Source organism: Roseovarius sp. THAF27, from assembly GCF_009363655.1.
Taxonomy (GTDB): Bacteria; Pseudomonadota; Alphaproteobacteria; order Rhodobacterales; family Rhodobacteraceae; genus Roseovarius.
In genome coordinates this window covers 3,849,107-3,871,725 of sequence record NZ_CP045393.1, presented here as the reverse complement: position 1 = coordinate 3,871,725, position 22,619 = coordinate 3,849,107, and the positions used below count along the sequence as shown (strand labels likewise).

Genomic DNA, 22,619 nt, shown 5'->3' with positions numbered 1-22,619 from the left:
AACATCGGTTTCCCAAACGGAAGCATTGGCCTGAAACCATCGTTTTTCGTGACACGGGTCTTGACGTTCAGGAATGAATCCACTCACACTTATGCACACTGACGTGGGGGGAACCCCTTTCACAGTATCGCTCCGGTCCGCTTGGGCCGACCAAACCGCCCTCGATCGGGCGGATACATCAGGAAGAGGTAAACATGAAAAAATCCGTATTTCTAGGCGCGCTGACGGTGGCCGGCCTTACGGCTGGCGCAGCTGCGGCCGCGACGCTTGACGATGTCAAGGCTCGCGGCACGCTGAACTGCGGCGTGACCACCGGCCTGGTCGGCTTTGCCGCCCCGGATTCCAACGGGAACTGGGATGGCTTCGACGTCGGCGTTTGCCGTGCTGTCGCCGCCGCCGTGCTGGGGGATCCGCAAGCGGTCGAATTCGTGCCCACCACCGGCAAGACGCGCTTTACCGCGCTGGCCTCGGGCGAGATCGACATGCTGGCCCGGAACACGACCTGGACCTTCTCGCGCGATGTCGACCTGAAGTTCGAATTCGTCGGCGTGAACTACTACGACGGTCAGGGCTTCATGGTTCCCAAGGAGCTGGGCGTGTCCTCGGCCAAGGATCTGGACGGCGCGACCGTCTGCATCCAGACCGGCACCACGACCGAGCTGAACCTGGCGGACTATTTCCGCAAGAACAGCATGAACTACGAGCCGGTTCCGATCGAAACCAACGCCGAAGCGCAGCAGCAGTACCTGGCTGGCGCATGTGACGTCTACACCACCGACGCCTCGGGCCTGGCCGCGACGCGCGCCGCGTTCGAAGATCCGTCGGCGCACGTGCTGCTGCCCGAGATCGTCTCGAAAGAGCCGCTGGGCCCGCTGGTCCGTCACGGTGACAACGAGTGGGGTGACGTGGTTCGCTGGACCCTGAACGCGCTGATCGCGGCCGAAGAACTGGGCGTCACCAGCGCCAACATCGCCGACATGGCATCGACCGCCGGCGACAGCCCGGAGATCAACCGTCTGCTCGGCACCGAGGGCAACCTTGGCGAGATGCTGGGCCTCGAGGCCGACTGGGCCGTCAAGGCCATCTCGGCCGGCGGCAACTATGGCGAGCTGTTCGAGAAGAACATCGGTGAGACCACCCCGATCGGTCTGGCGCGCGGCCTGAACGCGCAGTGGACCGATGGTGGCCTGCTGTACTCGCCGCCGTTCCGCTAAGATACCAAGTCGAAGGGCGCGGATCACTCCGCGCCCTTCGCACATAATAACCAGGGACAGGCCCAACCGCGCAAAAGCGCACACAATAATCCGGGCCGCCAACGGGGACACTTCAGATGACAATAATGACCGACCCTCAACAGGAGTCGTTTCGACCATCTATGCTGTTGAACGATACGCGCTATCGTTCCTACACCTTCCAGTTCATCGCCCTGATGGTGCTGATCGGGATCATCGCTTACCTGGGCTACAACCTTGTGCTCAACCTGCGGGCTGCGGGTCTGAACATCAGTTACGAATTCCTGGGCGAGCCGGCGGGGTACGACATCAACCAGACGCTGGTCGAGTACACCAGCCGCAGTTCGCACCTTACGGCGGCCATCGTCGGCATCCTGAACACGCTCTTGGTGGCGTTCCTGGCCTGTGCCACGGCGACGATCTTCGGCGTGATCGCGGGCGTGTTGCGGCTGTCGAACAACTGGCTGATCCGCAAGCTGATGTCGGGCTATGTCGAGGCGTTCCGGAACGTGCCGGTGCTGATCTGGATCATCATCATCTTCACGATCATGACCGCCGTCCTGCCCGCGCCGAGCGCGTTTCGCGGAGATGACCCGGACGCGTCGATGATCCTGGGATCGGTCGCCTTCACCAACCGCGGCGTCTATGTGCCGATGCCGGTCTGGGGGCCGGGGTCGATGGTGGTCGTGGTAACGTTCATCCTGTCGGTCATCGGGGTCTTCGCCTATCGCCGCTATGCCAAGAAGCTGCTTTATGCCACGGGCAAGCTGTTGCCGATGGGCTGGCCGTCGCTGGCGATCCTGTTCGTGCCGTCGATCCTGGTGTTCTTCATCATGGGGCAGCCGATCACTCTGGATTTCCCGGAACTGGGCGGCTTCAACTTTCGCGGCGGCCTGCAGATCGGGGCACCGTTGATCGCGCTGTGGTTCGCGCTGTCGATCTATACCGGCGCCTTCATCGCGGAGAACGTCCGCGCGGGTATCCTGGCCGTCAGCAAGGGCCAGACAGAAGCGGCGGCAAGCCTGGGCCTGCGTCCGCGCCGGATCATGAACCTTGTGATCCTGCCGCAGGCGCTGAGGGTGATCATCCCGCCGCTGATTTCGCAGTATCTGAATATCACCAAGAACTCTTCGCTGGCGATTGCCGTGGGCTATGCCGACATCACCGCCACGCTGGGGGGAATCACGCTGAACCAGACGGGCCGCGCCATCGAATGCGTGCTCTTGCTGATGCTGTTCTACCTGCTGATCAGCCTCGGGATCTCTGCGGTGATGAACATTTACAACAACGCCGTGCGGCTGAAGGAGCGCTGAGATGTCTGATACACATGCAGAATCCGTCGCTTATGTCCGCGACTCCATGCTGCCGGAATCGCCGCCCCCTGCGGCGGAAACCGGCGTCACCAAGTGGATGAAGCAGAACCTGTTCGCGACGATCCCCAACTCGGTGCTTACCGTGGCGGCGATCGTGGTGATCTATTTCCTGCTGGCCGCGACGCTGCCCTGGATCCTGAACGGGATCTGGAACGCGGCGTCGATCCGGGAATGCCGCGAGATCCTGGACGGTGCGACCGGGGGCTGTTTCGCGGTGCTGAGCGACCGCTGGAACCAGCTTTTGTTCGGGTTCAAGTATCCCAGCACGGAATACTGGCGCCCGGCGCTGGCCTTCCTGCTGCTGTTCGTGGCGGCGGCGCCGGTGATGTTCTTCAAGTACCTGCCGCGGCAGATGCTGCTGTTCACCGGCGTTTACCCCTTCCTGGCATTCTGGCTGATCTGGGGCGGGTCCATCGTGCCGCCGCTGTTGCTGCTGCTTGGGTTCGTCGCGGCCTATGTCGCGTTCAAGGCGCTGGAAAAGCGGGGCTTCGGTGTCGCGGTGCTGGGGGGGCTCGGGGTGCTTGTCGTCGCGATCCTCCTGGCCGGCAGCATCGGCAAGATCGAGGTGCTGCGGCTGGAGCAGGTGCCGTCGCGCGACATGGGGGGCTTCATGCTCAACATGATCCTCGGCACGGTCTGCGTTTCGCTGTCGATCCCGATCGGCATCGCGCTGGCGCTGGGGCGGCAATCGGACATGCCGATCATCAAGTGGATTTGCGTCGTGTTCATCGAGTTCATCCGGGGCGTGCCGCTGATCACGCTTCTGTTCGTGGCGAACGTGGTGCTGGCCTATTTCCTGCCGCCGGGCACGACGTTCGACCTGATTATCCGGGTGATCATCATGATCACCGCCTTCGCGTCGGCCTATATCGCCGAGGTGATTCGCGGGGGGCTGGCGGCGCTGCCGCGCGGCCAGTACGAGGCGGGCGACAGCCTTGGGCTGGACTATGCCCAGGCAATGCGGCTGATCATCCTGCCGCAGGCGCTGAAGATCTCGATCCCGGGCATCGTGAACGTTGCGGTGGGCCTGTTCAAGGACACCACGCTGGTCTCGGTCATCTCGATGTTCGATCTGGTCGGCATGATCCGGGGTCCGATCCTGGCCTCGACCGACTGGAACGGGGTCTACTGGGAGCTGTTCGGGTTTGCCGCGCTTCTGTTCTTCGTCGTCTGTTATGGCGTGTCTCAATATTCGCAGTGGCTTGAGCGCGAGCTCAACACTGATCACAGGTAAGGGGAGGGTTATCCATGGCGGAAACCGCTCAAATGCAGGTCTCGGACGAAATCGCGATCCGGATCGAGAACATGAACAAGTGGTACGGCACGTTCCACGTGCTGCGCGACATCGACCTGTCGGTGCACCGGGGCGAGCGCATCGTCATCGCGGGCCCGTCCGGATCGGGCAAGTCGACGCTGATCCGGTGTATCAACGCGCTGGAAGAGCACCAGAAAGGCCGGATCGAGGTGGACGGGACGGTGCTGTCCTCGGACATCAAGAACATCGACAAGATCCGGTCCGAGGTCGGGATGGTGTTCCAGCACTTCAACCTGTTCCCGCACCTGACGATCCTGGAGAACTGCACGCTGGCGCCGATCTGGGTACGCAAGATCCCCAAGCGTCAGGCCGAGGAAACGGCGATGCATTTCCTTGAAAAGGTGAAGATCCCCGAACAGGCGGACAAGTATCCCGGGCAACTGTCGGGCGGTCAGCAGCAGCGGGTCGCCATCGCGCGGTCGCTGTGCATGAAGCCACGGATCATGCTGTTCGACGAACCCACGTCTGCGCTTGACCCCGAGATGATCAAGGAAGTGCTCGACACGATGGTGAGCCTTGCCGAGGAAGGCATGACGATGCTGTGCGTAACCCATGAGATGGGCTTTGCCCGGCAGGTGGCGAACCGGGTGATCTTCATGGACCAGGGCCAGATCGTGGAACAGAACGAACCCGAAGAGTTCTTCAACAACCCGAAAAGCGACCGGACGAAGCTGTTCCTCAGCCAGATCCTGGGGCACTGATCGGGGGCCTTCGGGGCCCTACACCCAAACGCGCCGCCGGGCCTGCAGCACCTGCACCCGGCGGCGTATTTCGTTTTGCACGGGGCCATGGCGGGGCGTGTCGCGGAGCGTTTCGACGAGGTGATCGGGCCGGTCGCCGCGCTGGCGGGTCCAGCTGAGGGCGGCAAGCACGGAGCGCGCGCGCTCGGGCAGGCGGTCGGGGATTTCCAGACCGTTGAGCGTGGCCCAGACGCCGGACCAGAGCCGGCCCACCGTCCACGGGTTGTATCCGCCCCCACCTAGGACCAGCAGGCGTGGGGCCATCTGTTTCAGGGCCGTGACGAGCTGCCAGTGCGCGTTGTTGGACAGGGCCAGGCGGGCAAGCGGGTCTTCCAGAACGGCGTCGGCCCCGCATTGCAGAACGATGACCTCGGGGCGCCAGTCCTGCACGGCGGGCAGGAGGACTTCGTCGCGCAGCAGGGCAAAATCGTCGTCATGGGTGCCGCGCGGCAGGGGCAGGTTGATGGCGTGACTGCCCGCGCGGTCGTCGAGAGCGCCGGTGAAGGGCCAACGGGCCTCTTCGTGGGTCGAGATCATCAGAACGCGCGGCTCGCCGTGGAACGCCGCCGCGACGCCGTCGCAGTGATGCGCGTCGATATCGACATAGGCGATGCGGGTCAGCCCCTGCGCGAGGAACGCCTTGATGGCCAGCACCGGGTCGTTGAGATAGCAGAAACCGGCGGCATGGTCGGCCATGCCGTGATGCGTGCCGCCGCCCGGATTGTAGACGATGCCACCCTGCGCGAGCAGGTCCGCCGCCAAAAGCGAGCCGCCTGCGGCGGTGGCGGGGCGGCGATAGATCTCGGGGAAGATCGGGTTGGAGAGGGTTCCGATCTGGTGGCGTTGTCGTGTCGGTTCGTCGACAGTGCGGGCCGCCTCGGCCTGTTGCAGGGCGGTGATATAGGCGGGTGTGTGAAACCGGGTCAGCGCGGCGGGTTTGGCGCGCGGGCTGACGTGGAACTGGGTGCGAGGCAGCCATCCCATCGCGCGGCACAGATCCATCACAGTGGGCACGCGGGGGATACTGAGCGGATGCCGCGCGCCATAGCTGGAGCCGCGATAGATCTCGGACCCGATGAAGACCGGATGCAACGCGGCGTCGGTCACTCGATGAGGTCGCGCGGCGTCACGAAAGCCTCGAAACGGCCGGTGCCCGGTTGCAGCGCGTTCCAGTCGTCGATGTCGAACCGCGCCACGAGGGTTGCGCCGGTGGGGTAATCCTCGAACCGGGTATGGTCGGGCTGTGCCAGCATCAGGTCGCGGGCAAACCAGGCGATGCCGGGGTTGTGGCCCAGCATCAGGACGGTCTGGCCGGTGGCGCGGGTCTTGAGCGCCTTGAGCATGTCGCCGGAACCGGCGTGGTAGAGCTGATCCAGCACCTGGCGGTCGCAGTCGATCCCGAGCCTTTGCAGGGTTTCGACCGTGCGCGCCGAGGAGGACACCAGCGCCTCGTCTACGACGATGGTCTGGCTGCGCAACCAGTCGCCAAGGGCATCGGCCGAGAGCTTGCCGCGCTTGTTCAGCGGGCGGTCATGGTCGTCGAGGCCGGGGTCGCCCCAGCTGGACTTGGCGTGACGCATCAGGACGAGACGTCTCATTTGAAGGCCCTCATGTGAAAGGCGGACTGGTAGTCCAGCCGCCCGTACGACTGGCTGACCGGGCAGGCCCGGCGCACAGCGCATCCTTTTGACATACAATCATTTTCCGGTCTGTCCAGGTCTGCCTTGCAGGCGGCGATGTCGTAGGTGCCGCTGGCGAAGGCATCGACGGGGCAGGCGGTGAGGCAGGGTTGTGCGCCGCAGCTGTTGCACGGGTTGGGCGGAGGTGCGGGCGTATCGAGCTTGTCGGCAAAGCCGAGCGCCCCGCGATACGAGACCATCAGCCCGGCGGTGTCATGCACCAAGAGCCCCACGGGAGAGGAATGCGCCCGCCCGCTGGCCTTGGCCCAGGCGATGAACGGCTGGAACGGTGGGCCGCCGAAAGGAAAGAACGCGGTCGCCTGAAGCGCGTGCGCAAGGCCGCCGATCACGCGCGACGACCAGCGATCCAGCGGGTCGGGCGCCGCGTCGGCATATTCCGGCGACGCGGTGAAGGCGGGCCAGAAGCCGGGCTCGCGCGGGCCGAGCAGCACGAGGGTGCCGATGCCCTCGGGTGTCTCTGGCCCGGTGACGGTACCGAAGACATCCAGGTGGTGCGGGGCGGCGGCCCGTGCGATGGTGTCGAGCGTCATCATTCGCGGAAGAACGGCAGGCCCAGCGACCAGCCAAGGCGCGTGGGGCGGTCATCCTGCCACTGAAGACCGATGGTCATGTCGTCGTGCCCCTTGGCCGGCTGCGCGATGTAGGTGCCGAACATACGATCCCAGATCGACAGGGCGAAGCCGTAATTGCTGTCATGTTCGCGGCGCTCGTCGGAATGGTGCACGCGGTGCATGTCGGGCGTCACCAGCACCTTGCGCAGGGCGGCGTCCAGCCCCAAGGGCAGCTTGATATTGGCGTGGTTGAACATGGCGGTGCCGTTCAGGATGATCTCGAACAGGATAATCCCCAGCGCGGGCGGGCCGAGCAGGTAGACCAGCCCGATCTTGAGCAGCATCGACAGCGCGATTTCCACCGGGTGAAACCGGATCGCGGTGGTCACGTCGATGTCGCGGTCGGCATGGTGGACCCGGTGGATGCGCCACAGGAGCGGCACCTTGTGGGTCACCAGATGTTGCGCCCATATGGCAAGGTCGAAGATCAGCACGGTCAGGACGACGGCGATCCAACCGGGCAGGTCGATGGCGTTCATCAGGCCCCAGCCGTTGGCCTCGGCATCCACGGCGGCGCCGACGGCCAGCAGGGGCAGGGCCAGCGCGAGGGCACGGAGGGTCAGCGTGTCGAGGAGGACGATGGCCCAGTTGGTGATCCAGCGCGTGTTGCGGGGCTGGGTGCGCACGCGTCGCGGCGCCCGGGCCTCGATCAGGGCCAGGACCGCGAAAAGCCCGATGAAGACGGACAGGCGGATCAGCAACTCGTTTTCCATGCGGTATATTTATTGCATCCGCATGTGTCCGCAAAGAGACGAAGGGTCACAACGCGGTGACGCGGTGTGCGGGCCTTATCCTGCCCGGATCAGCGAGCCGGAACCGTGTTCGGTGTAAAGCTCCAGCAGCACGGCGTTGTCTAGCCGCCCGTCGAGGATGACCACGCCGCGCACCCCGTAGGAGAGCGCATCGAGCGCGGTTTCGGTCTTGGGGATCATGCCACCCGAGATGATGCCTTGGTCGGTCAGGGACTTGATCTGCGAGGCGGTGAGTTCGGTCAGGATATTGCCCTCGCCATCGCGCACGCCGTCCACATCCGTCAGCAAAAGCAGGCGGTCGGCCCGAAGTGCAGAGGCGATGGCCCCGGCGGCGGTGTCGCCGTTGATGTTGAAGGTCTCGCCATGGTGGCCCGCGCCGAGCGGGGCGATCACGGGAATGGCATCGTCGTGAAAGAGCGTGTGCAGGATCGACGGGTCGACCTTGTCGGGCGTGCCGACGAAACCGAGCTTGGGGTCGGTGGGCACGCAGGTGATGAGGCCCGCATCCTTGCCAGAAAGACCCACCGCCTTGCCGCCCTGGGCGCTGATCGCCTGCACGATGCGCTTGTTGACGCGGCCCGAGAGGACCATCTCGACCACTTCCATCGTGGCCTCGTCGGTGACGCGCTTGCCATTCACGAAATCGGACTTGATGTTCAGCTTTTCCAGCATCTGGTTGATCATCGGCCCGCCGCCATGGACGATCACCGGGTTCACGCCGACCTGTCGCATCAGCACCACGTCGCGGGCAAAGGTGGCCATCGCGGCGTCGCTGCCCATGGCATGGCCGCCCAGCTTGATCACGACGATGGCGTCGTCGTAGCGCTGAAGATAAGGCAGGGCCTCGCTGAGGGTGCGGGCGGTGGTGAGGTTGTCGCGGGTCATGTCTCGGGTCTTCATCGGCAGGATCCTTGTTCGGAGGCGTTATCACCGGACCGGCGCTGGCGCGCAAGACTTTAGGTGACCCCCACCCTGGCCCTCCCCTCGGGGGAGGGAAGCGGGAGTGCGGGCCGACCGCGCCTGAAGAGCGGTGTCGCCTGTTGCGGCGGTTGTGTCGTGAGTATTTCCGGCAAGAAAAAGCCGGGGGCGATCCCGGATTATTCCAGCGTGGCGATGATGGCGCGCAGGGTGGCGATGCCGTTGCCCTTTTCCGAGGAGGTCAGGACGATCTCGGGGAATGCGGCGGCGTGGGTGGCAAGGCGGGTGCGCACCTGCGCCAGCATCCTGTCGCGCTCGGCGGGTTTGACCTTGTCGGCCTTGGTCAGCACGCATTGGAAGGTCACGGCCGAGCTGTCGAGCAGGGCCATGATCTCTTCGTCCACGGGTTTGATCCCGTGGCGGGCGTCGATCAGCACGAAGGCGCGGCGCAGGGTGGCGCGGCCCGACAGGTACTGTTTCAGCAGCGCCTGCCATTTCTCGACCTTGGCCAGGGGGGCGTTGGCGTAGCCGTAGCCGGGCAGGTCGACGAGATAGCTCTGCCCGCCGAGGTCGAAATAGTTGATTTCCTGCGTGCGGCCGGGCGTGTTGGAGGCGCGGGCCAGCGCCTTGCGCCCCGTCAGCGCATTGATCAGGCTGGACTTTCCGACATTGGACCGTCCGGCAAAGCAGACTTCGGGCCGATCGGCAGGGGGCAGTCCGGACATGGCGACCACGCCCTTGACGAAGGTGACCTCGCCGGCAAAGAGCTTGCGGCCCTGCTCGACGGAGGCCTCGCTGGCGGGCTCGGCCAGGGGGAACGGCAGCGCCATCAGACGGGCTCCACCCTGTCGCCGACACGGATGTCGCCCGAGCGCGTGACGGTGGCGTAGACGCCGAAATCCTGGTGCCCGAAGCGGGTGTTCAGCGTGCCGAGCGTGTCGGCGTCACGGTCGCCGGTCTGGGGGTTGGCGGTGGTGGCAAGGCAGCGCTTGATCGGTTCCCGTACACTCAGTTCGGCCTCGCCGATGCGCAGGGTCTGGCCGACCCAGTCGAACTCGGCCCATGCGTCCAGCCCGGACAGGTGGATATTGCCGCGCCAGCGCAGGGGGGAGATGTCCTGGTGCATCGCGTCGGTCATGGCGTCGTTGGAGCCGAGGTTGATGAGGCTGATCGAGGGGTAGTCGGTGTCGGTCATGCCGCGCCCGGGCACGCGCACGAGCCGCGCCGACTGGGCGCGGTCGGCGGGCATGAGCGGGCGCACCCAGTCGAGAAAGGCGTCCTGGTCCTGTTCGGGATCGAAGGTCAGGTCGGGCCGGTCCGGATGGGTAAGCGTAACGCTGCCCGACTGCGCGTCCACGCGCGCCGAGATGGCCATGAGCGTGCCGGTCTTCGCCCCGCGCGAGAAGTTCGCGCAAGGCGCCCATTCGGTGCCGTCGGCCCTGGACATTTCGTGGGCGACCGCCCAGCGGCGGTCCCACGGCATGGTCCGGCCTTCGGTCAGGGTGACGGTGTCCAGCGCTTCGCGGCCGTGCCCCTTGATAGGGTGACGCCAGAGCGCTGCAACCGTCGCGATCATTTCTTTCCGTCCTCGGATTTCTTCTCGGGCGGGGCCTTTTTCTTGAAGCTGGACTTGATGTTGCCGAAGACGTCCGGCTTGTAGCCTTGGCTGCGCATGATCAGGTATTGCTGGCTGAAGGTGATCACGTTGTTGGCGATCCAGTAGACCACGAGGCCCGACGCGAAGCTGCCCAGCATGAACATGAAGACCCACGGCATCCAGGCAAAGATCATCTGTTGCGTCGGGTCGGTGGGGGCCGGGTTCAGTTTCTGTTGCAGCCACATGGACACGCCGAGGCAGAGCGGCAGGATGCCGATGAAGATCAGCGCCAGGATCGAGCCCGGTTCGGGCGCGGCCCAGGGCAGCAGACCCCAGAGATTGTAGAGCGACGACGGGTCGGGCGCCGAGAGGTCGCGAATCCACCCGATCCAGGGCGCGTGGCGCAGCTCGAGCGTGACGAAGATCACCTTGTAGAGCGAGAAGAAGATCGGGATCTGCATCAGGATGGGCAAACAGCCCGAGGCCGGGTTGACCTTTTCCTTGCGATAAAGCTCCATCATCTCCTTCTGGAGCTTCTGGCGGTCGTCGCCGGCGTTTTCCTTGATCTTCTCCATCTGCGGCTGAAGTTCCTTCATCTTCGCCATGGAGACATAGGACTTGTAGGCCAGGGGCAGCAGGATCGCCTTGATGATCAGGGTCAGCGCGATGATCGCCCAGCCCATGTTGCCGATCAGTTGGTTGAGGTTGTGCAGCAGCCAGAAGATCGGCTTCGTCAGGAAGAAGAACCAGCCCCAGTCGATCGAGTCGAGGAACTTGGTCACGCCTTCCTCGTTCTGGTAGTTGCGGATGGTTTCCCATTCCTTGGCACCGGCGAAAAGGCGCGTCTGGATGGTCACTTCCTGTCCCGGCGCGACGGTTTCGGTGCGCTGCTTGATATTGGTCTGGTAGATGTTGCGATTGGTGTCCTGGAAGGTCGAGAAGGTCGATCCTTCGGCCTGGCCGGGGATCAGTGCGGTCATCCAGTAGTGGTCGGTGAAACCGGACCAGCCGGCCTCTTGCAGGGCGATGTTTTCATGTGCGCCGGCGGGTTCGAAATCATCGTAGTCGATCTCGCGCAGCTCGCCGTCGGTCAGGCTGATGCCGCCTTCGTGCAAAATGAAGAAGTTCTTGAGGTCCGGCGGCAGGCCGTGGCGGGCGAGGATGCCGTAGGGCGCGACCGAGGCGGCGCTGTCGCCGGTGTTTTCCACGGATTGCGCGACGTTGAACATCGAGCGGTCATCGACGGACATTTCGCGGCGGAACGTCAGGCCGGCGCCGTTGTCCCAGGTCAGGACCAGCGGGTTTTCGGGTGTCAGCGGACCATCGGATTCGACGTCCCAGACGGTGTTGGCGCCGGGAACCTGATCCGGGGTCAGGCCGCTGCCGGGCGCCCAGCCGAAGAGCGCGTAATAGGCCCGGTTGGTGCCGGCGGGCGACAAAAGCGTGACGATGGGCGCGTCCGGCTCGAGCGTCTCGCGATATTTCTTGAGTTGCAGGTCGTCGATGCGACCGCCGCGCAGCGAGATCGTGCCTTGCAGGGTGGGCGTGTCGATTTCGACGCGCGGCGTGTCGTCGGGCTCTGCTTCGGCCTGTTGCGCCTCGGGGGTCGCGGCGGTGTCGCCGGCCGTGCTGGGGACGGTGGCCGTATCGCCCGCAGGCTCTGACGGGGCGGTGCCGGTCTCGGTCGTGGAGGTGCTGGTGGTGGTTGCCTCGGGGGCCTCTTCCGGTTCCGGCGGTGGGAACACAAGGAACCAGACAAGGATTACCAACAGGCTGAGGCCCGTCGCCAGCAGAAGATTGCGGTTCTGTTCGTCCATCGTCGATGGCCACCCGTGCATGTTGTCTCGCTTGGGGCGTTCAACAGAGTGCGGGGGCAAAGGTCAAGGGGTCTGGAAAGATTCCTGACGCGGCGGAGCGTCCTATCCGGCGTTGCGCCCGATGGATGGAGGCGTCTGGACCCGGGCCATGTGGTCGGTGATCCAGCCGGCGGTCCGGGTGACGGGCATGGGCCGGGCGATGCCGAAGCCCTGGACTTGGCCGACACCCAGTTGGGCCAGCATCGCGTGCTCGCCGGCCGTTTCCACGCCTTCGGCGATGGTTTCCAGGTCGAGCTGTTCGGCCATCAACTGGATCGCGTTGACCAGGCGTTGCTGTTGCAGGTCGCAGTCCAGTCTCTTGACGAAGGAGCGGTCGATCTTGAGCCGATGGACCGCGAACCGGCGGATCGAGGAAATCGACGCATGGCCGGTGCCGAAATCATCGAGGTCGATCCGGCACCCGAGCTTGGCCATCTGGCTGATATTGCGCACGATCATGTCGTCGGGAGAGTAGGCGACGACCGTTTCGAGGATTTCGACGGTCAGCCGGGACGGGGCGATATCGTGGCGGTCCAGTTCCCAGGTCAGCCGGTCGACGAGTTTGGGATCGCGCAGCTCGTCCGCGCAGAAATTGACGCCGACCTGCGGGATGTCAAAGCCCGCGGCGTCCCAGGATTTGAGCGCATCGAGCGCGTCGCGCAGGATGCGCATCCCGAGAATGTCGGCCTTGCCCATCTTCTGCAGCACCGGCAGAAACTCTGCCGGGGGGATCAGGCCGCGCACGGGATGGTCCCAGCGGGCCAGCGCCTCGAACCCGGAAATGCCGCCCGTATCGGTGGAAATCTGCGGCTGGAACCAGGCGTTGATCTGTCCGTCGGCCAAGGCGGTCAGAACCTCTGTCGCGTGGGTTTCCGGCACGGCGGCAATGTGGCGCAGTTCGGGGCTGTAGGCGCGGATGGCGGATGGCGCGTGGCGTCGCGCCTCGATCAGGGCAAGGCCGGCGGCATCGGATAGCTCGCGCCCGGAGGCATCGGGCAGGAAACTGTCCAGGCAGAAGCCGACGGAGGCGGAGAGGTAGATCGTGGCGGCATCCACCGAGATCGGTTCCTCCGCCGCGGCCTGCAGGCGCGTGGCCAATTTCAGGCCGATCTCGGAATCGAGCTGCCGGATGGGGGCGAGCACGATGCCGAACTGCCCGCTGGAGAGGGCGATGAGGGTGTCGTGGTCCCGCAGAACGCTGGCAAGGCGATCCGCGATGCAGCTCTGTACCCGATCCGCCGCCGCCTGGCCGTGCCGGTCGAGCAGGGTTCCGAAATCGTCGACCTCGACGATGACGCAGCCCGTTCTGCGCAGGCAATTGCGCGCGATATCAAGGGTTTCCTGCAAAACCTGTTCAAATTGATCGGGACGGTTCGGCGGCGTTTTGCAAGGTGTCGAATGGCGCAGCCACGCCAGGCCCAGCGGCACGATCAAGGCCGTCGCCAGCAGCAGGGGTTCGCCGCCCAGCCAGAAACCGCCAAGCACCAGCGCCGGCAGGAAGGCCAGCGCCTGCGGCCCCGTCAGAACCGCGGCCAGGGAATAGCGAAGGGAGGTCACGTACTGGCGCAAGGACAGGATCCCGTGTGCGAAACAATCGCCTGGACGCTATCCCCAGTTGTTCAATAGCCCCTTAACGCAACTGCGGCATCTCTTCGTCTTCTCTGTCGAATTTTATCGATTCGCGCGTAAGACCTTTGAAGTCGAAGAGTTTCGGGTCGAGCAGATGCGACGGGCGCGCATTCATCAGGGCGCGGAACATAACCTGGCGGCGGCCGGGGCTGTTGGCTTCCCAGCCGTCGAGGATCTGCTTGACCTGCTGGCGCTGCAAGCCGTCCTGCGAGCCGCAGAGATCGCAGGGAATGATCGGGTAGTCCATCGCGCGGGCGAAGCGGTCGCAATCGGCCTCGGCCACGTGGGCGAGGGGGCGATAGACGAACAAATCGCCCTCTTCATTCACCAGCTTGGGCGGCATGGTGGCGAGGCGTCCGCCGTGAAAGAGGTTCATGAAGAAGGTTTCGAGAATATCGTCGCGGTGATGCCCCAGCACGACGGCGGAACAGCCTTCCTCGCGCGCGATGCGGTAAAGATGTCCGCGTCGCAGGCGGGAACAGAGCGCGCAATAGGTGCGTCCGGCGGGAACCTTGTCGACGACGACGGAATAGGTGTCCTGGTACTCGATCCGGTGGGGCACGCCCATGTCTTCGAGGAACTTGGGCAGGACGGTCGCCGGAAAGCCGGGCTGACCCTGGTCGAGGTTGCAGGCCAGGATGTCGACCGGCAGAAGGCCGCGCCACTTCAGCTCGTGCAGGACGGCCAGCAGGGTGTAGCTGTCCTTGCCGCCGGACAGGCAGACCAGCCAGCGGGAGTCCTTTTCAACCATGCCATATTGTTCGATCGCCTCGCGGGCCTGGCGCACGACACGTTTGCGCAGCTTGCGGAACCCCGTGGTTTTCGGAGCACCGGCAAAGAGCGGATGGATATCGTCGGCATCGTCGAGCATCGCCCGCGATGTACCCGGAACGACGCGCAGCGGCAAGCGGTGTTGCACGACCGGAAGCTGGTCGATTCCTGCAAAAGCGGATCGTTTTTCGGAATCGACCAGCCGATGCCGCGGTGAGTGGTGTAGACTGTTCATGGATTATGGAGATGGCTCATGCTGGCGGAGACCGACCTGATGATACGCGGCGCCCTGCTCGGTGTCTGTTTTCTGTGCTTCATCCTGCTGTGGTCAAACGGCAGGACACGGGCGAAATCCTATTCCCTTGGCGCCATTGCACTGTGCCTGACAGCCAGCATGGCGGTCGAACAGGGCATGGGCACGGTGTGGTCCGCAGACGCAAGGGCGGTGGCCTTTGTGCTTGGGCATTTCATGCCGCTGGCGCTGAGTTGGTTTGTGCTGGACGTGTTCATGGAGGCTGCGGAACGCAGGCGCTCGGGCCTTCCACTTTTCTGCCTTGCGGGGCTCGTGACGGCGCTCTGTTTTGCGCCGCCGCAGCTGGGCGGTGTGCAGGTCGCATTAAATCTGCTTCTCTATGCGGGGCTGCTGTGGGTGGTTGTGACGACGGCGGAAGGGGATCTGGTAGAGCACCGCAGGTCTTTCCGTGTCGTTTTCGTGAGTGCTATTGCGGTGTTTGGTGTGTCGAAAACGCTGCTGGATGTCTCCTTGGCCGACGCGCTGCGGCCTGACTGGTACGGCACGGCGCACGCGGTGGCGCTGTTGGCGTTCGCGATCGTTTTCGCGCATTGGGCCTTGCGGCCGGGCAGCGATATCTGGACCGAAGAAAAGCCTCGCCCAAAGCCGCAGACAGGGGATTTGCGGCTGGTGGACAAGCCGGCATTGGACCGGATCGAGACCGCAATGCGCGACGAGATCTGGCGACGGGAGGGGCTGACCATCGGCGCGATGGCCGAGGAGTTAGGCCTGCCCGAGCACCGGCTGCGCAAGGCGATCAATCGGGACCTTGGCTTTCGCAATTTCGCCAGTTTCGTGAATGGCTACCGGATAGATGCGGCGAAGGCCGCGCTGGCCGCGCCCGAACGATCGGGTCAGACCGTGCTGGAAATCGCCTATGAGTGCGGCTTTGCTTCGCTGGCACCGTTCAACAAGGCGTTTCGGACGGTGACGGGCCAGACGCCGACCGATTACCGGCGGACCTGCCTGAAGGAATACGCCTCGATTTCGGCCTAGGCCGCATCGATTCCGGATTTTCCATCGCGATTTCGAAACGAGGAAGAATGCCAAGCCCATTGGGCGCAACTTGCGGGGCAGTCATACCAGCAAGGAGATATCCGATGATCAAAATGACCCTGAATGCTGCTGCGATTCTGGCGGCACTGGCGTGCGACCCTGTTCATGCGATGGGGTTCGGCAATCCAGCCAGCGTCCCGACCCAATGGCCGGAGAAAGGTGCGTTCACCTGCAAATCACGCGGCAAACCCATCGCATCGACAAGGGGTTCGGCAGGTGCGTCGGTTCAATTTCTGCCGCAGCTTGAAGATGACGGCAAGCGCGGGCGTTAAGCGCCGGCGTCGATCAGCGCTTGCAGGATGGACTTGGCGCTGTCGGAACTCCAGTCGGCATCGCCCTGAAGGCGTGCAATTTCGCGGCCTTCGCGGTCGAGGATGACGGTGACGGGCAGGCCCAGCACCCCCATCTGGCGCGACAGCCCCATTTTCGGGTCGGCGTGCAGCGGCAGGTTGTCCACCTCAATCTCGTCGAAGAATTTCTTCATCGCCGCAGGCGCGTTGCGGCCCGAGGCGATGGTGACGACCTCGAAATCGTCGCCGCCTAACTGGGCCTGAAGGTCCGAGAGCATCGGCATCTCGTGGCGGCAGGGGGCGCACCAGGTGGCCCAGAAATTGACCAGGGTGATCTTGCCCTGGAAGTCCGCCAGGGTCAGGTCGCCGCCGTCTTCGGATTTGAAGGCCTCGGCGGGCACCGGCTTGGCCTCGGAATGGACGACCAGTTTCTTCATGTCGCCGTCGCGCAGGTCTATGATGTCGGCGGATTGCGCCATTGCGGCGTTTGCACCGAGTGCGAGGGCCATATAAAGGACGATGGACTTCAGAGATTTCACAGCGCCTCCGACGAGTTCAGACATGACAGAGAAGACCTCCAACAAGATGTGGGGCGGCCGGTTCGCCGCCGGGCCCGATGCGATCATGGAGGCAATTAATGCCTCGATAGATTTCGACAAGCGCCTCGCGGCGCAGGATATCGCCGGGTCGCGCGCCCATGCGGCCATGCTGGCCGCGACGGGTATTGTCAGTGATAGCGATGCCGACGCGATGCGGGAAGGCCTGCTCACGGTGTTGTCAGAGATCGAAAGCGGGGAGTTCCCGTTCTCGAAGGCGCTGGAGGACATTCACATGAATGTCGAGGCACGGCTGAAAGAGGTGATCGGCGAGCCGGCGGGACGTTTGCACACCGGTCGCAGCCGGAATGACCAGGTGGCGACGGATTTCAAGCTGTGGGTGCGCGATCAACTGGACGCGGCGGACGCGGCACTGGTGGCGCTGATGCAAGCGTGCCTGACGCAGGCCGAGGCCGGTGCGGATTGGGTGATGCCGGGCTTTACCCATTTGCAGGTGGCGCAGCCGGTTACGTGGGGCCATCACATGATGGCCTATGTCGAGATGTTCGGGCGTGATCTGAGCCGGGTGCGCGATGCGCGCAAGCGCATGAACGAATGCCCGCTGGGCGCGGCTGCTCTTGCAGGCACGTCCTTTCCCATCGACCGGGAGATGACGGCGAAGAAGCTTGGATTTGACCGGCCCGCGGCCAACAGCCTGGATGCGGTCAGCGACCGGGATTTCGCGCTGGAATTCCTGAGCGTGGCCAGCATCTGCGCCATGCATCTCAGCCGGATGGCCGAGGAGCTGGTGATCTGGTCCTCGGCGCAGTTCCGCTTCGTGACGCTGAGCGACCGGTTCTCGACCGGGTCGAGCATCATGCCGCAGAAGAAGAACCCCGATGCGGCCGAATTGATCCGCGCAAAAATTGGGCGCATCTTCGGGGCGAACGTGGCGCTGACGTTGGTGATGAAGGGCCTGCCGCTGGCCTATTCGAAGGACATGCAGGAGGACAAGGAACAGGTGTTCGACGCCGCCGACAACCTGATGCTGGCACTGGCCGCCATGGACGGGATGGTGCGCGACATGACCGCCAACCGGGAGCCGCTGGAAGCGGCGGCGGGGGCCGGGTTCTCGACCGCGACGGACCTGGCGGACTGGCTGGTGCGGGTCTTGGGCCTGCCCTTCCGCGATGCGCATCACGTCACCGGCGCGCTGGTGGCCAAGGCGGAGGCCAAGGGGTGCGACTTGCCGGAGCTGAGCCTGGAGGAGATGCAATCTGTGCATGGCGAAATCGACGAAACGGTCTATGATGTGCTGGGCGTGCACAACTCTGTCGCCTCGCGCATGAGCTATGGCGGGACCGCGCCGGAGCAGGTGCGCCTTCAGGTCGGTCGCTGGAAGGAGATTCTGGGATGAAGCGTGTGATTGCATGTCTGGCCATCATGGTGCTTGCCGGCTGCGGCGTGGATGGCGAGCCGATACCACCGGGCAGCGAAGCCGACGATACCGTGGCGCGGAACGATCCCACACAGGTGCGGCCAAACCTGAACGGGTCCCTGACCGTGGGCACCAACGGATCGCGGGCCAGTGTGGGCACGTCCGTCGTCAGCGGTAACGTGTCGGTTCACGTGGGCACGGTGTTTTGAAGTACGTCTTCCTGGCTCTGGCCGTCTGGGGAGCGATTCACCCGATGGCCTGGTTCGTGGCGTGGTTCAACGCGAACGGATACAGCCTGATGGGCATGGTCGAGGCCTGGCACGCCAATGCCGCGACCAGCGGGCTGGTCTGGGATCTGACGATTGCGGCCGTGGCGCTGACGCTCTGGGTGATCTGGGAAGCGTCGCAGGCGCAGGACTGGCTGCGCCTCATTGCGATTCCGGCGACCTTTTGCATCGGGGTCAGTTGCGGTTTGCCGCTTTATCTGTTTCTGAGGATGCGGCGCGGGTAAGACCCGTGGACCCTTAAGTATTTTCAGCAAGAAAAAGCGCGCGATGGATCATTTTCTTTACCGGGACGGCGAGCTTCATGCCGAGGATGTGCCCGTGGCCGAGATCGCCGCGGAGGTGGGCACGCCATTCTATTGCTACTCGACCGCCACGCTGACGCGGCATTTCCGGCTGTTCGACGAGGCGCTGGACGGGATACCGCACCTGGTGTGCTACGCGATGAAGGCGGCCAGCAACCAGGCGATCCTGAAGACGCTGGCGCAGCTTGGCGCGGGGATGGACGTGGTCTCGGGCGGGGAATACCGGCGGGCGCGGGCGGCCGGCGTGCCGGGCGAGAAGATCGTGTTCTCCGGCGTCGGCAAGACCCGCGAGGAAATGCGCATCGCGCTGGAAGGCGGCGTGCGGCAGTTCAACGTGGAAAGCGAGCCGGAAATGGCGGCGCTTTCGGAGGTGGCGGTGTCGCTGGGCGTGGAGGTGCCGATCACGGTGCGGGTCAACCCGGACGTGGACGCCAAGACCCATGCCAAGATCGCCACCGGCAAGAGCGAGAACAAGTTCGGCATCCCGATTGCGCGGGCGCGCGAGGTCTATGCCGAGGCGGCACGGCTTCCGGGCCTCAAGGTGATCGGGATCGACGTGCATATCGGCAGCCAACTGACCGAGTTGGAGCCGTTCCGGCTGGCCTACCGCAAGGTGGCGGAGCTGACCGAAGCGCTGCGCTCCGACGGTCACGAGATCACCCGGCTGGACCTTGGCGGCGGCTTGGGCATCCCCTATGAGCGGTCCAACATGGCGCCCCCGCTGCCCACGGATTACGGGGCGCTGATCAAGGAAACCGTCGGGCATCTGGGCTGCGAGATCGAGATCGAGCCAGGACGGCTGATCGCGGGCAATGCGGGCCTTCTTGTCAGCAAGGTGATCTATGTGAAGTCGGGCGAGGGGCGCGATTTCCTGATCCTCGATGGCGCGATGAACGATCTGATCCGCCCGGCGATGTACGACGCCTATCACGACATCGTGCCGGTGCGCGAGCCCGCGCCGGGCGCGGAGCCTGCCAAGTACGACATTGTCGGCCCGGTCTGCGAGTCGGGAGACACGTTTGCCAGGGAACGGGCGATGCCGCCGGTGGGCGAGGGCGACCTTGTGGCGTTTCGCAGTGCCGGTGCCTATGGCGCCGTCATGAGCAGCGAATACAACACGCGGCCGTTGGTGCCGGAAGTTCTGGTGCATGAGCATCAATTTGCCGTCATCAGGCCAAGGCCGACCTTTGACGAGATGATAAATCGCGATACCATCCCTCAATGGTTGTGATGCGGCTGTCGCGTCGACAACCCACGCGCAGGGATGCATGTCACAGGCAAGGAACACCACTTTCGACACGGTGATCAAGCGGTTGAAACGCCCGCTGATGCTGACGTGGGCGGGGTTGATTGCGGAGCGTCTGGTGCGGGCGTTCTGGCCGCTGTGGTGCGTGATCATCGCGGTCTGCGCGGCGCTGATGCTGGGCCTGCACGATATCGCGCCGGTGGAGCTTGTGTGGATCGTGGCGGTGCTGTCGGGCGTCGCGGCGCTGGGTTTTGCCGCGATCGGCGCGCGGCGCTTCGCCTGGCCGTCGCGGGACGAGGCGATTCGCCGGATGGACGGCGTGCTGCCGGGGCATCCCCTGGCGGCCCTGGCCGACCGGCAGGCCATCGGCGGCGGCGACACGGGGTCGCAGGCGTTGTGGCGGGCGCATATTCAGCGCATGGAGACCCGCGCGGCGCTGGCCAGGGCCGTCGAGCCGGACTTGCGCCTGGCGCGGCGCGATCCGTTCGGACTGCGTTATGTGGCGCTTTTGGGCCTGGTCGTGGCGCTGCTGTTCGGGTCGATCTGGCGGGCCGGCACGGTGACGCAGATGACGCCCGGTGGCGGTGCGGCGCTGGCCAGCGGACCGACCTGGGAAGGCTGGATCGAACCGCCGGCCTATACCGGCCTGCCGAGCCTTTACCTTAACGACCAGGACGGCGCGTTCAGCGCCCCGGAAGGCAGCCTTGTGACCTTGCGGTTCTACGGCGAGGTCGGCGCGCTCAGCATGACCGAGACGGTGTCGGGCCGGACGGAGGACGTTCCACCGGCCACGGATATCGAACAGAGTTTCGAGATCGTGAAGGACGGGACCCTGCGGATCGACGGGCCGGGGGGCGAGGAATGGAAGATCACGGCGCTGCCCGATGCGCCGCCGGAAGCGTCGGTGTCCGAAGGGCTGGACGTCACCTTTGACGGGCAGATGAGCCAGCCGTTCGCGGCCAGCGACGACTATGGCGTCGTGGGCGGCACGGCGACCTTCGAGCTGGCGCTTGACGAGGTGGACCGGCGTCATGGCCTGAGTGCCGAGCCGGATGCGCGCGACCCGATCGTGCTGGACCTGCCGCTGCCGATCACCGGGGACCGCGCGGACTTTGCCGAGACGCTGATCGAGAACCTGTCGGAGCATCCCTGGGCGCACCTGCCGGTGCGCCTGACGCTGAACGTGCGCGACGAGCGCGACCAGGCGGGGCAAAGCGAGCCGGTCGTTATGGATCTGCCCGCGCGTCGGTTTTTCGACCCGATGGCGGCGTCGGTGATCGAACAGCGGCGCGACCTTCTGTGGGCCAAGTCCAATGCCCGGCGCGTGAGCCAGATGTTGCGCGCGGTGTCGCACAACCCTGAACCGGGCCTGTTCAAATCGGAAACCGCCTATCTGAAACTGCGCGTCATCCTGAGGCGGCTGGAGACCTTCGTCGACCATGCCAGCCTGACCGACGAGAACCGCGACGAACTGGCGCAGGCGCTATGGGACCTGGCCGTCCTGTTGGAAGACGGCGATATCGGCGACGCGCTGGAGCGGATGCGTGCGGCGCAGGAGCGCCTGAGCGAGGCGATGCGGAACGGCGCGAGCGAGGACGAGATCGCGCGGCTGATGCAGGAACTGCGCGACGCGACCCAAGATTACCTGCGCCAGAAATCGCAGCAGGCGCAGCGCGAGGGAGATCAGACCGACGAGCCCGACCGGGGCCAGTCGGGTGACATGCAGATGCTGACCGATCAGGACCTGCAGGACATGATGGATCGCATCCAGGAGCTGATGGAACAGGGCCGCTTTGCCGAGGCGCAGCAGGCGCTGGAAGAATTCCAGCAGATGATGGAGAACCTGCGGATGGCCGAAGGCCAGCAAGGGCAGGGCGGCGACAATCCCGGTCAGCAGGCCATGGAAGGCCTGGCCGAGACGCTGCGAGATCAGCAGGGCCTGTCGGACGAGGCGTTCCGGGATCTGCAGGAACAGTTCAATCCCGGCGCACAGGCCGGCGAGTCACAGGGCAACGAAGGCCGCAATGGCGGCCAGGGCCAGGGCCAGCAGCATTCGCAGCAAGGCCAGGGGCAACAGCCGGGTCAGCAGCAAGGTCAGGGTCAGGGCCGGCAGGAGGGTCAGCAACCCGGCCAGGGCCAGGGCGACCAATCCGCCGAGGGCCAGCAGGGCGATCAGGCCGGCGCCCTTTCGGACCGGCAGGAGGCGCTGCGCCGCGAACTAGAACGCCAGCGGCAGAGCCTGCCCAATGTCGGCGGTCAGGCGGGCGAGGATGCCCGCGACGCGCTGGACCGGGCCGGTCGCGCCATGGAGGGTGCGGAAGAAGCGTTGCGCGGCGACGATCTGGCCGAGGCGATCGACCGGCAGGCCGAGGCCATGGATGCCTTGCGGGACGGGATGCGCAGCCTGGGCGAGGCGCTGGCCGAGAACAGCCAGTCGCAGCCCGGCCAGGGACAGGCGCAAAGCCAGACACCCGGCCAGTTCGGCGAGCAGGACCCGCTGGGCCGGTCGCAGCGTGGCCTGGCCGGCGACCAGGGCGAGTTCACCGCGCGCGAGGATATCTATCGCAGGGCCGGGGAGCTTCTGGACGAGATCCGCCGCCGCTCTGGCGAGACGGCGCGACCCGAGGTCGAGCTCGACTATCTGCGTCGGTTGCTGGACAGGTTCTGAGACCGCGTGA

The 22,619-nt window shown here is 64.9% G+C and carries 22 protein-coding genes; 11 read left to right on the top strand and 11 right to left on the bottom strand.

Features of this window, described 5'->3' with window-relative positions:
* Positions 1–194: 194 nt before the first annotated feature.
* The 4 genes from FIU89_RS19210 to FIU89_RS19195 all read left to right on the top strand — a co-directional run bounded on the left by FIU89_RS19210 (position 195) and on the right by FIU89_RS19195 (position 4,621).
* Positions 195–1,214 (top strand): amino acid ABC transporter substrate-binding protein, encoded by a 1,020-nt coding sequence (locus tag FIU89_RS19210; protein WP_152494073.1) that lies wholly within the window; start codon positions 195–197, stop codon positions 1,212–1,214.
* Positions 1,215–1,330: 116 nt separating this feature from the next.
* The gene (locus tag FIU89_RS19205) at positions 1,331–2,545 is read left to right on the top strand and encodes an amino acid ABC transporter permease (RefSeq protein WP_152494072.1); all 1,215 of its coding nucleotides are present in this window, start codon (positions 1,331–1,333) and stop codon (positions 2,543–2,545) included.
* A 1-nt stretch (position 2,546) separates the two neighbouring features.
* A complete protein-coding gene (locus FIU89_RS19200) occupies positions 2,547–3,839 on the top strand; it encodes an amino acid ABC transporter permease (protein WP_152494071.1) in 1,293 nt (430 codons plus the stop codon).
* A 14-nt stretch (positions 3,840–3,853) separates the two neighbouring features.
* Positions 3,854–4,621 carry an amino acid ABC transporter ATP-binding protein gene (locus FIU89_RS19195; RefSeq protein ID WP_103763501.1) on the top strand — a complete coding sequence of 256 codons (768 nt, stop codon included), beginning with the start codon at positions 3,854–3,856 and terminating at the stop codon, positions 4,619–4,621.
* 18 nt (positions 4,622–4,639) lie between these two features.
* On the opposite strand, the gene FIU89_RS19190 is transcribed toward FIU89_RS19195, so the two are convergent.
* The 10 genes from FIU89_RS19190 to ttcA form a co-directional block, all read right to left on the bottom strand.
* Complete coding sequence (locus FIU89_RS19190; protein ID WP_254701736.1) at positions 4,640–5,767, bottom strand: acetoin utilization protein AcuC; 1,128 nt, start codon at positions 5,765–5,767, stop codon at positions 4,640–4,642.
* Positions 5,764–6,258, bottom strand: coding sequence for a histidine phosphatase family protein (locus tag FIU89_RS19185; protein WP_152494070.1), 495 nt, complete (start codon positions 6,256–6,258; stop codon positions 5,764–5,766). The genes FIU89_RS19190 and FIU89_RS19185 overlap by 4 nt, the downstream gene beginning before the upstream one ends.
* The gene (locus FIU89_RS19180) at positions 6,255–6,893 is read right to left on the bottom strand and encodes a ferredoxin (protein ID WP_172978170.1); all 639 of its coding nucleotides are present in this window, start codon (positions 6,891–6,893) and stop codon (positions 6,255–6,257) included. Before FIU89_RS19180 ends, FIU89_RS19185 begins: the two co-directional genes overlap by 4 nt.
* Positions 6,890–7,684, bottom strand: coding sequence for a sterol desaturase family protein (locus FIU89_RS19175; RefSeq protein WP_152494069.1), 795 nt, complete (start codon positions 7,682–7,684; stop codon positions 6,890–6,892). Before FIU89_RS19175 ends, FIU89_RS19180 begins: the two co-directional genes overlap by 4 nt.
* A 75-nt stretch (positions 7,685–7,759) precedes the next feature.
* Positions 7,760–8,623: an acetylglutamate kinase gene (gene argB / locus FIU89_RS19170; protein WP_152494068.1), complete on the bottom strand. Its 864-nt coding sequence runs from the start codon at positions 8,621–8,623 to the stop codon at positions 7,760–7,762.
* 197 nt (positions 8,624–8,820) lie between these two features.
* Positions 8,821–9,471 carry a ribosome biogenesis GTP-binding protein YihA/YsxC gene (gene yihA, locus FIU89_RS19165; RefSeq protein ID WP_152494067.1) on the bottom strand — a complete coding sequence of 217 codons (651 nt, stop codon included), beginning with the start codon at positions 9,469–9,471 and terminating at the stop codon, positions 8,821–8,823.
* Positions 9,471–10,217, bottom strand: coding sequence for an MOSC domain-containing protein (locus FIU89_RS19160; protein ID WP_172978169.1), 747 nt, complete (start codon positions 10,215–10,217; stop codon positions 9,471–9,473). Before FIU89_RS19160 ends, yihA begins: the two co-directional genes overlap by 1 nt.
* On the bottom strand, positions 10,214–12,055 hold the full coding sequence (gene yidC / locus FIU89_RS19155) for a membrane protein insertase YidC (RefSeq protein ID WP_152494598.1): 1,842 nt from the start codon (positions 12,053–12,055) through the stop codon (positions 10,214–10,216). Before yidC ends, FIU89_RS19160 begins: the two co-directional genes overlap by 4 nt.
* A 102-nt stretch (positions 12,056–12,157) precedes the next feature.
* Complete coding sequence (locus FIU89_RS19150) at positions 12,158–13,663, bottom strand: putative bifunctional diguanylate cyclase/phosphodiesterase (protein ID WP_368373272.1); 1,506 nt, start codon at positions 13,661–13,663, stop codon at positions 12,158–12,160.
* Between the two features lie 61 nt (positions 13,664–13,724).
* Positions 13,725–14,594 (bottom strand): tRNA 2-thiocytidine(32) synthetase TtcA, encoded by an 870-nt coding sequence (gene ttcA / locus FIU89_RS19145; RefSeq protein ID WP_152494065.1) that lies wholly within the window; start codon positions 14,592–14,594, stop codon positions 13,725–13,727.
* A gap of 153 nt (positions 14,595–14,747) precedes the next feature.
* On the opposite strand from ttcA, the gene FIU89_RS19140 reads away from it, so the two are divergent.
* Together FIU89_RS19140 and FIU89_RS19135 are read left to right on the top strand one after the other, a co-directional pair.
* Positions 14,748–15,782, top strand: a complete 1,035-nt coding sequence (locus FIU89_RS19140; RefSeq protein ID WP_152494064.1) for an AraC family transcriptional regulator — start codon at positions 14,748–14,750, stop codon at positions 15,780–15,782.
* A gap of 104 nt (positions 15,783–15,886) precedes the next feature.
* A complete protein-coding gene (locus FIU89_RS19135) occupies positions 15,887–16,114 on the top strand; it encodes a hypothetical protein (protein WP_152494063.1) in 228 nt (75 codons plus the stop codon).
* On the opposite strand, the gene FIU89_RS19130 is transcribed toward FIU89_RS19135, so the two are convergent.
* The gene (locus tag FIU89_RS19130) at positions 16,111–16,695 is read right to left on the bottom strand and encodes a TlpA disulfide reductase family protein (protein ID WP_254701735.1); all 585 of its coding nucleotides are present in this window, start codon (positions 16,693–16,695) and stop codon (positions 16,111–16,113) included. The two genes, FIU89_RS19135 and FIU89_RS19130, sit on opposite strands and share 4 nt — an antisense overlap.
* Here FIU89_RS19130 and argH point away from each other — a divergent pair.
* From argH to FIU89_RS19105, 5 genes are read left to right on the top strand one after another with little or no spacing between them, the layout of a single operon-like run.
* Positions 16,694–18,085: an argininosuccinate lyase gene (gene argH, locus FIU89_RS19125; RefSeq protein WP_152494061.1), complete on the top strand. Its 1,392-nt coding sequence runs from the start codon at positions 16,694–16,696 to the stop codon at positions 18,083–18,085. The genes FIU89_RS19130 and argH overlap by 2 nt on opposite strands.
* Positions 18,082–18,315: a hypothetical protein gene (locus tag FIU89_RS19120; RefSeq protein ID WP_152494060.1), complete on the top strand. Its 234-nt coding sequence runs from the start codon at positions 18,082–18,084 to the stop codon at positions 18,313–18,315. Before argH ends, FIU89_RS19120 begins: the two co-directional genes overlap by 4 nt.
* A gap of 44 nt (positions 18,316–18,359) precedes the next feature.
* On the top strand, positions 18,360–18,617 hold the full coding sequence (locus FIU89_RS19115) for a DUF2834 domain-containing protein (protein WP_368372964.1): 258 nt from the start codon (positions 18,360–18,362) through the stop codon (positions 18,615–18,617).
* A 43-nt stretch (positions 18,618–18,660) separates the two neighbouring features.
* On the top strand, positions 18,661–19,926 hold the full coding sequence (gene lysA / locus FIU89_RS19110; RefSeq protein ID WP_152494058.1) for a diaminopimelate decarboxylase: 1,266 nt from the start codon (positions 18,661–18,663) through the stop codon (positions 19,924–19,926).
* 37 nt (positions 19,927–19,963) lie between these two features.
* On the top strand, positions 19,964–22,609 hold the full coding sequence (locus tag FIU89_RS19105) for a TIGR02302 family protein (protein WP_152494057.1): 2,646 nt from the start codon (positions 19,964–19,966) through the stop codon (positions 22,607–22,609).
* Positions 22,610–22,619 lie beyond the last annotated feature (10 nt).

Excerpts from the sequence above, each read along its gene's own strand:
- FIU89_RS19180 (WP_172978170.1), bottom strand. The coding sequence starts at position 6,893 with ATGATGACGCTCGACACCATCGCACGGGCCGCCGCCCCGCACCACCTG.
- FIU89_RS19195 (WP_103763501.1), top strand. The coding sequence starts at position 3,854 with ATGGCGGAAACCGCTCAAATGCAGGTCTCGGACGAAATCGCGATCCGG.
- FIU89_RS19120 (WP_152494060.1), top strand. The coding sequence starts at position 18,082 with ATGAAGCGTGTGATTGCATGTCTGGCCATCATGGTGCTTGCCGGCTGC.
- yihA (WP_152494067.1), bottom strand. The coding sequence starts at position 9,471 with ATGGCGCTGCCGTTCCCCCTGGCCGAGCCCGCCAGCGAGGCCTCCGTC.
- ttcA (WP_152494065.1), bottom strand. The coding sequence starts at position 14,594 with ATGCTCGACGATGCCGACGATATCCATCCGCTCTTTGCCGGTGCTCCG.
- FIU89_RS19135 (WP_152494063.1), top strand. The coding sequence starts at position 15,887 with ATGATCAAAATGACCCTGAATGCTGCTGCGATTCTGGCGGCACTGGCG.
- argB (WP_152494068.1), bottom strand. The coding sequence starts at position 8,623 with ATGAAGACCCGAGACATGACCCGCGACAACCTCACCACCGCCCGCACC.
- FIU89_RS19175 (WP_152494069.1), bottom strand. The coding sequence starts at position 7,684 with ATGGAAAACGAGTTGCTGATCCGCCTGTCCGTCTTCATCGGGCTTTTC.
- FIU89_RS19105 (WP_152494057.1), top strand. The coding sequence starts at position 19,964 with ATGTCACAGGCAAGGAACACCACTTTCGACACGGTGATCAAGCGGTTG.
- FIU89_RS19200 (WP_152494071.1), top strand. The coding sequence starts at position 2,547 with ATGTCTGATACACATGCAGAATCCGTCGCTTATGTCCGCGACTCCATG.
- FIU89_RS19115 (WP_368372964.1), top strand. The coding sequence starts at position 18,360 with ATGGCCTGGTTCGTGGCGTGGTTCAACGCGAACGGATACAGCCTGATG.
- lysA (WP_152494058.1), top strand. The coding sequence starts at position 18,661 with ATGGATCATTTTCTTTACCGGGACGGCGAGCTTCATGCCGAGGATGTG.
- FIU89_RS19210 (WP_152494073.1), top strand. The coding sequence starts at position 195 with ATGAAAAAATCCGTATTTCTAGGCGCGCTGACGGTGGCCGGCCTTACG.
- yidC (WP_152494598.1), bottom strand. The coding sequence starts at position 12,055 with ATGGACGAACAGAACCGCAATCTTCTGCTGGCGACGGGCCTCAGCCTG.
- argH (WP_152494061.1), top strand. The coding sequence starts at position 16,694 with ATGACAGAGAAGACCTCCAACAAGATGTGGGGCGGCCGGTTCGCCGCC.
- FIU89_RS19160 (WP_172978169.1), bottom strand. The coding sequence starts at position 10,217 with ATGATCGCGACGGTTGCAGCGCTCTGGCGTCACCCTATCAAGGGGCAC.
- FIU89_RS19130 (WP_254701735.1), bottom strand. The coding sequence starts at position 16,695 with ATGTCTGAACTCGTCGGAGGCGCTGTGAAATCTCTGAAGTCCATCGTC.
- FIU89_RS19185 (WP_152494070.1), bottom strand. The coding sequence starts at position 6,258 with ATGAGACGTCTCGTCCTGATGCGTCACGCCAAGTCCAGCTGGGGCGAC.
- FIU89_RS19140 (WP_152494064.1), top strand. The coding sequence starts at position 14,748 with ATGCTGGCGGAGACCGACCTGATGATACGCGGCGCCCTGCTCGGTGTC.
- FIU89_RS19205 (WP_152494072.1), top strand. The coding sequence starts at position 1,331 with ATGACAATAATGACCGACCCTCAACAGGAGTCGTTTCGACCATCTATG.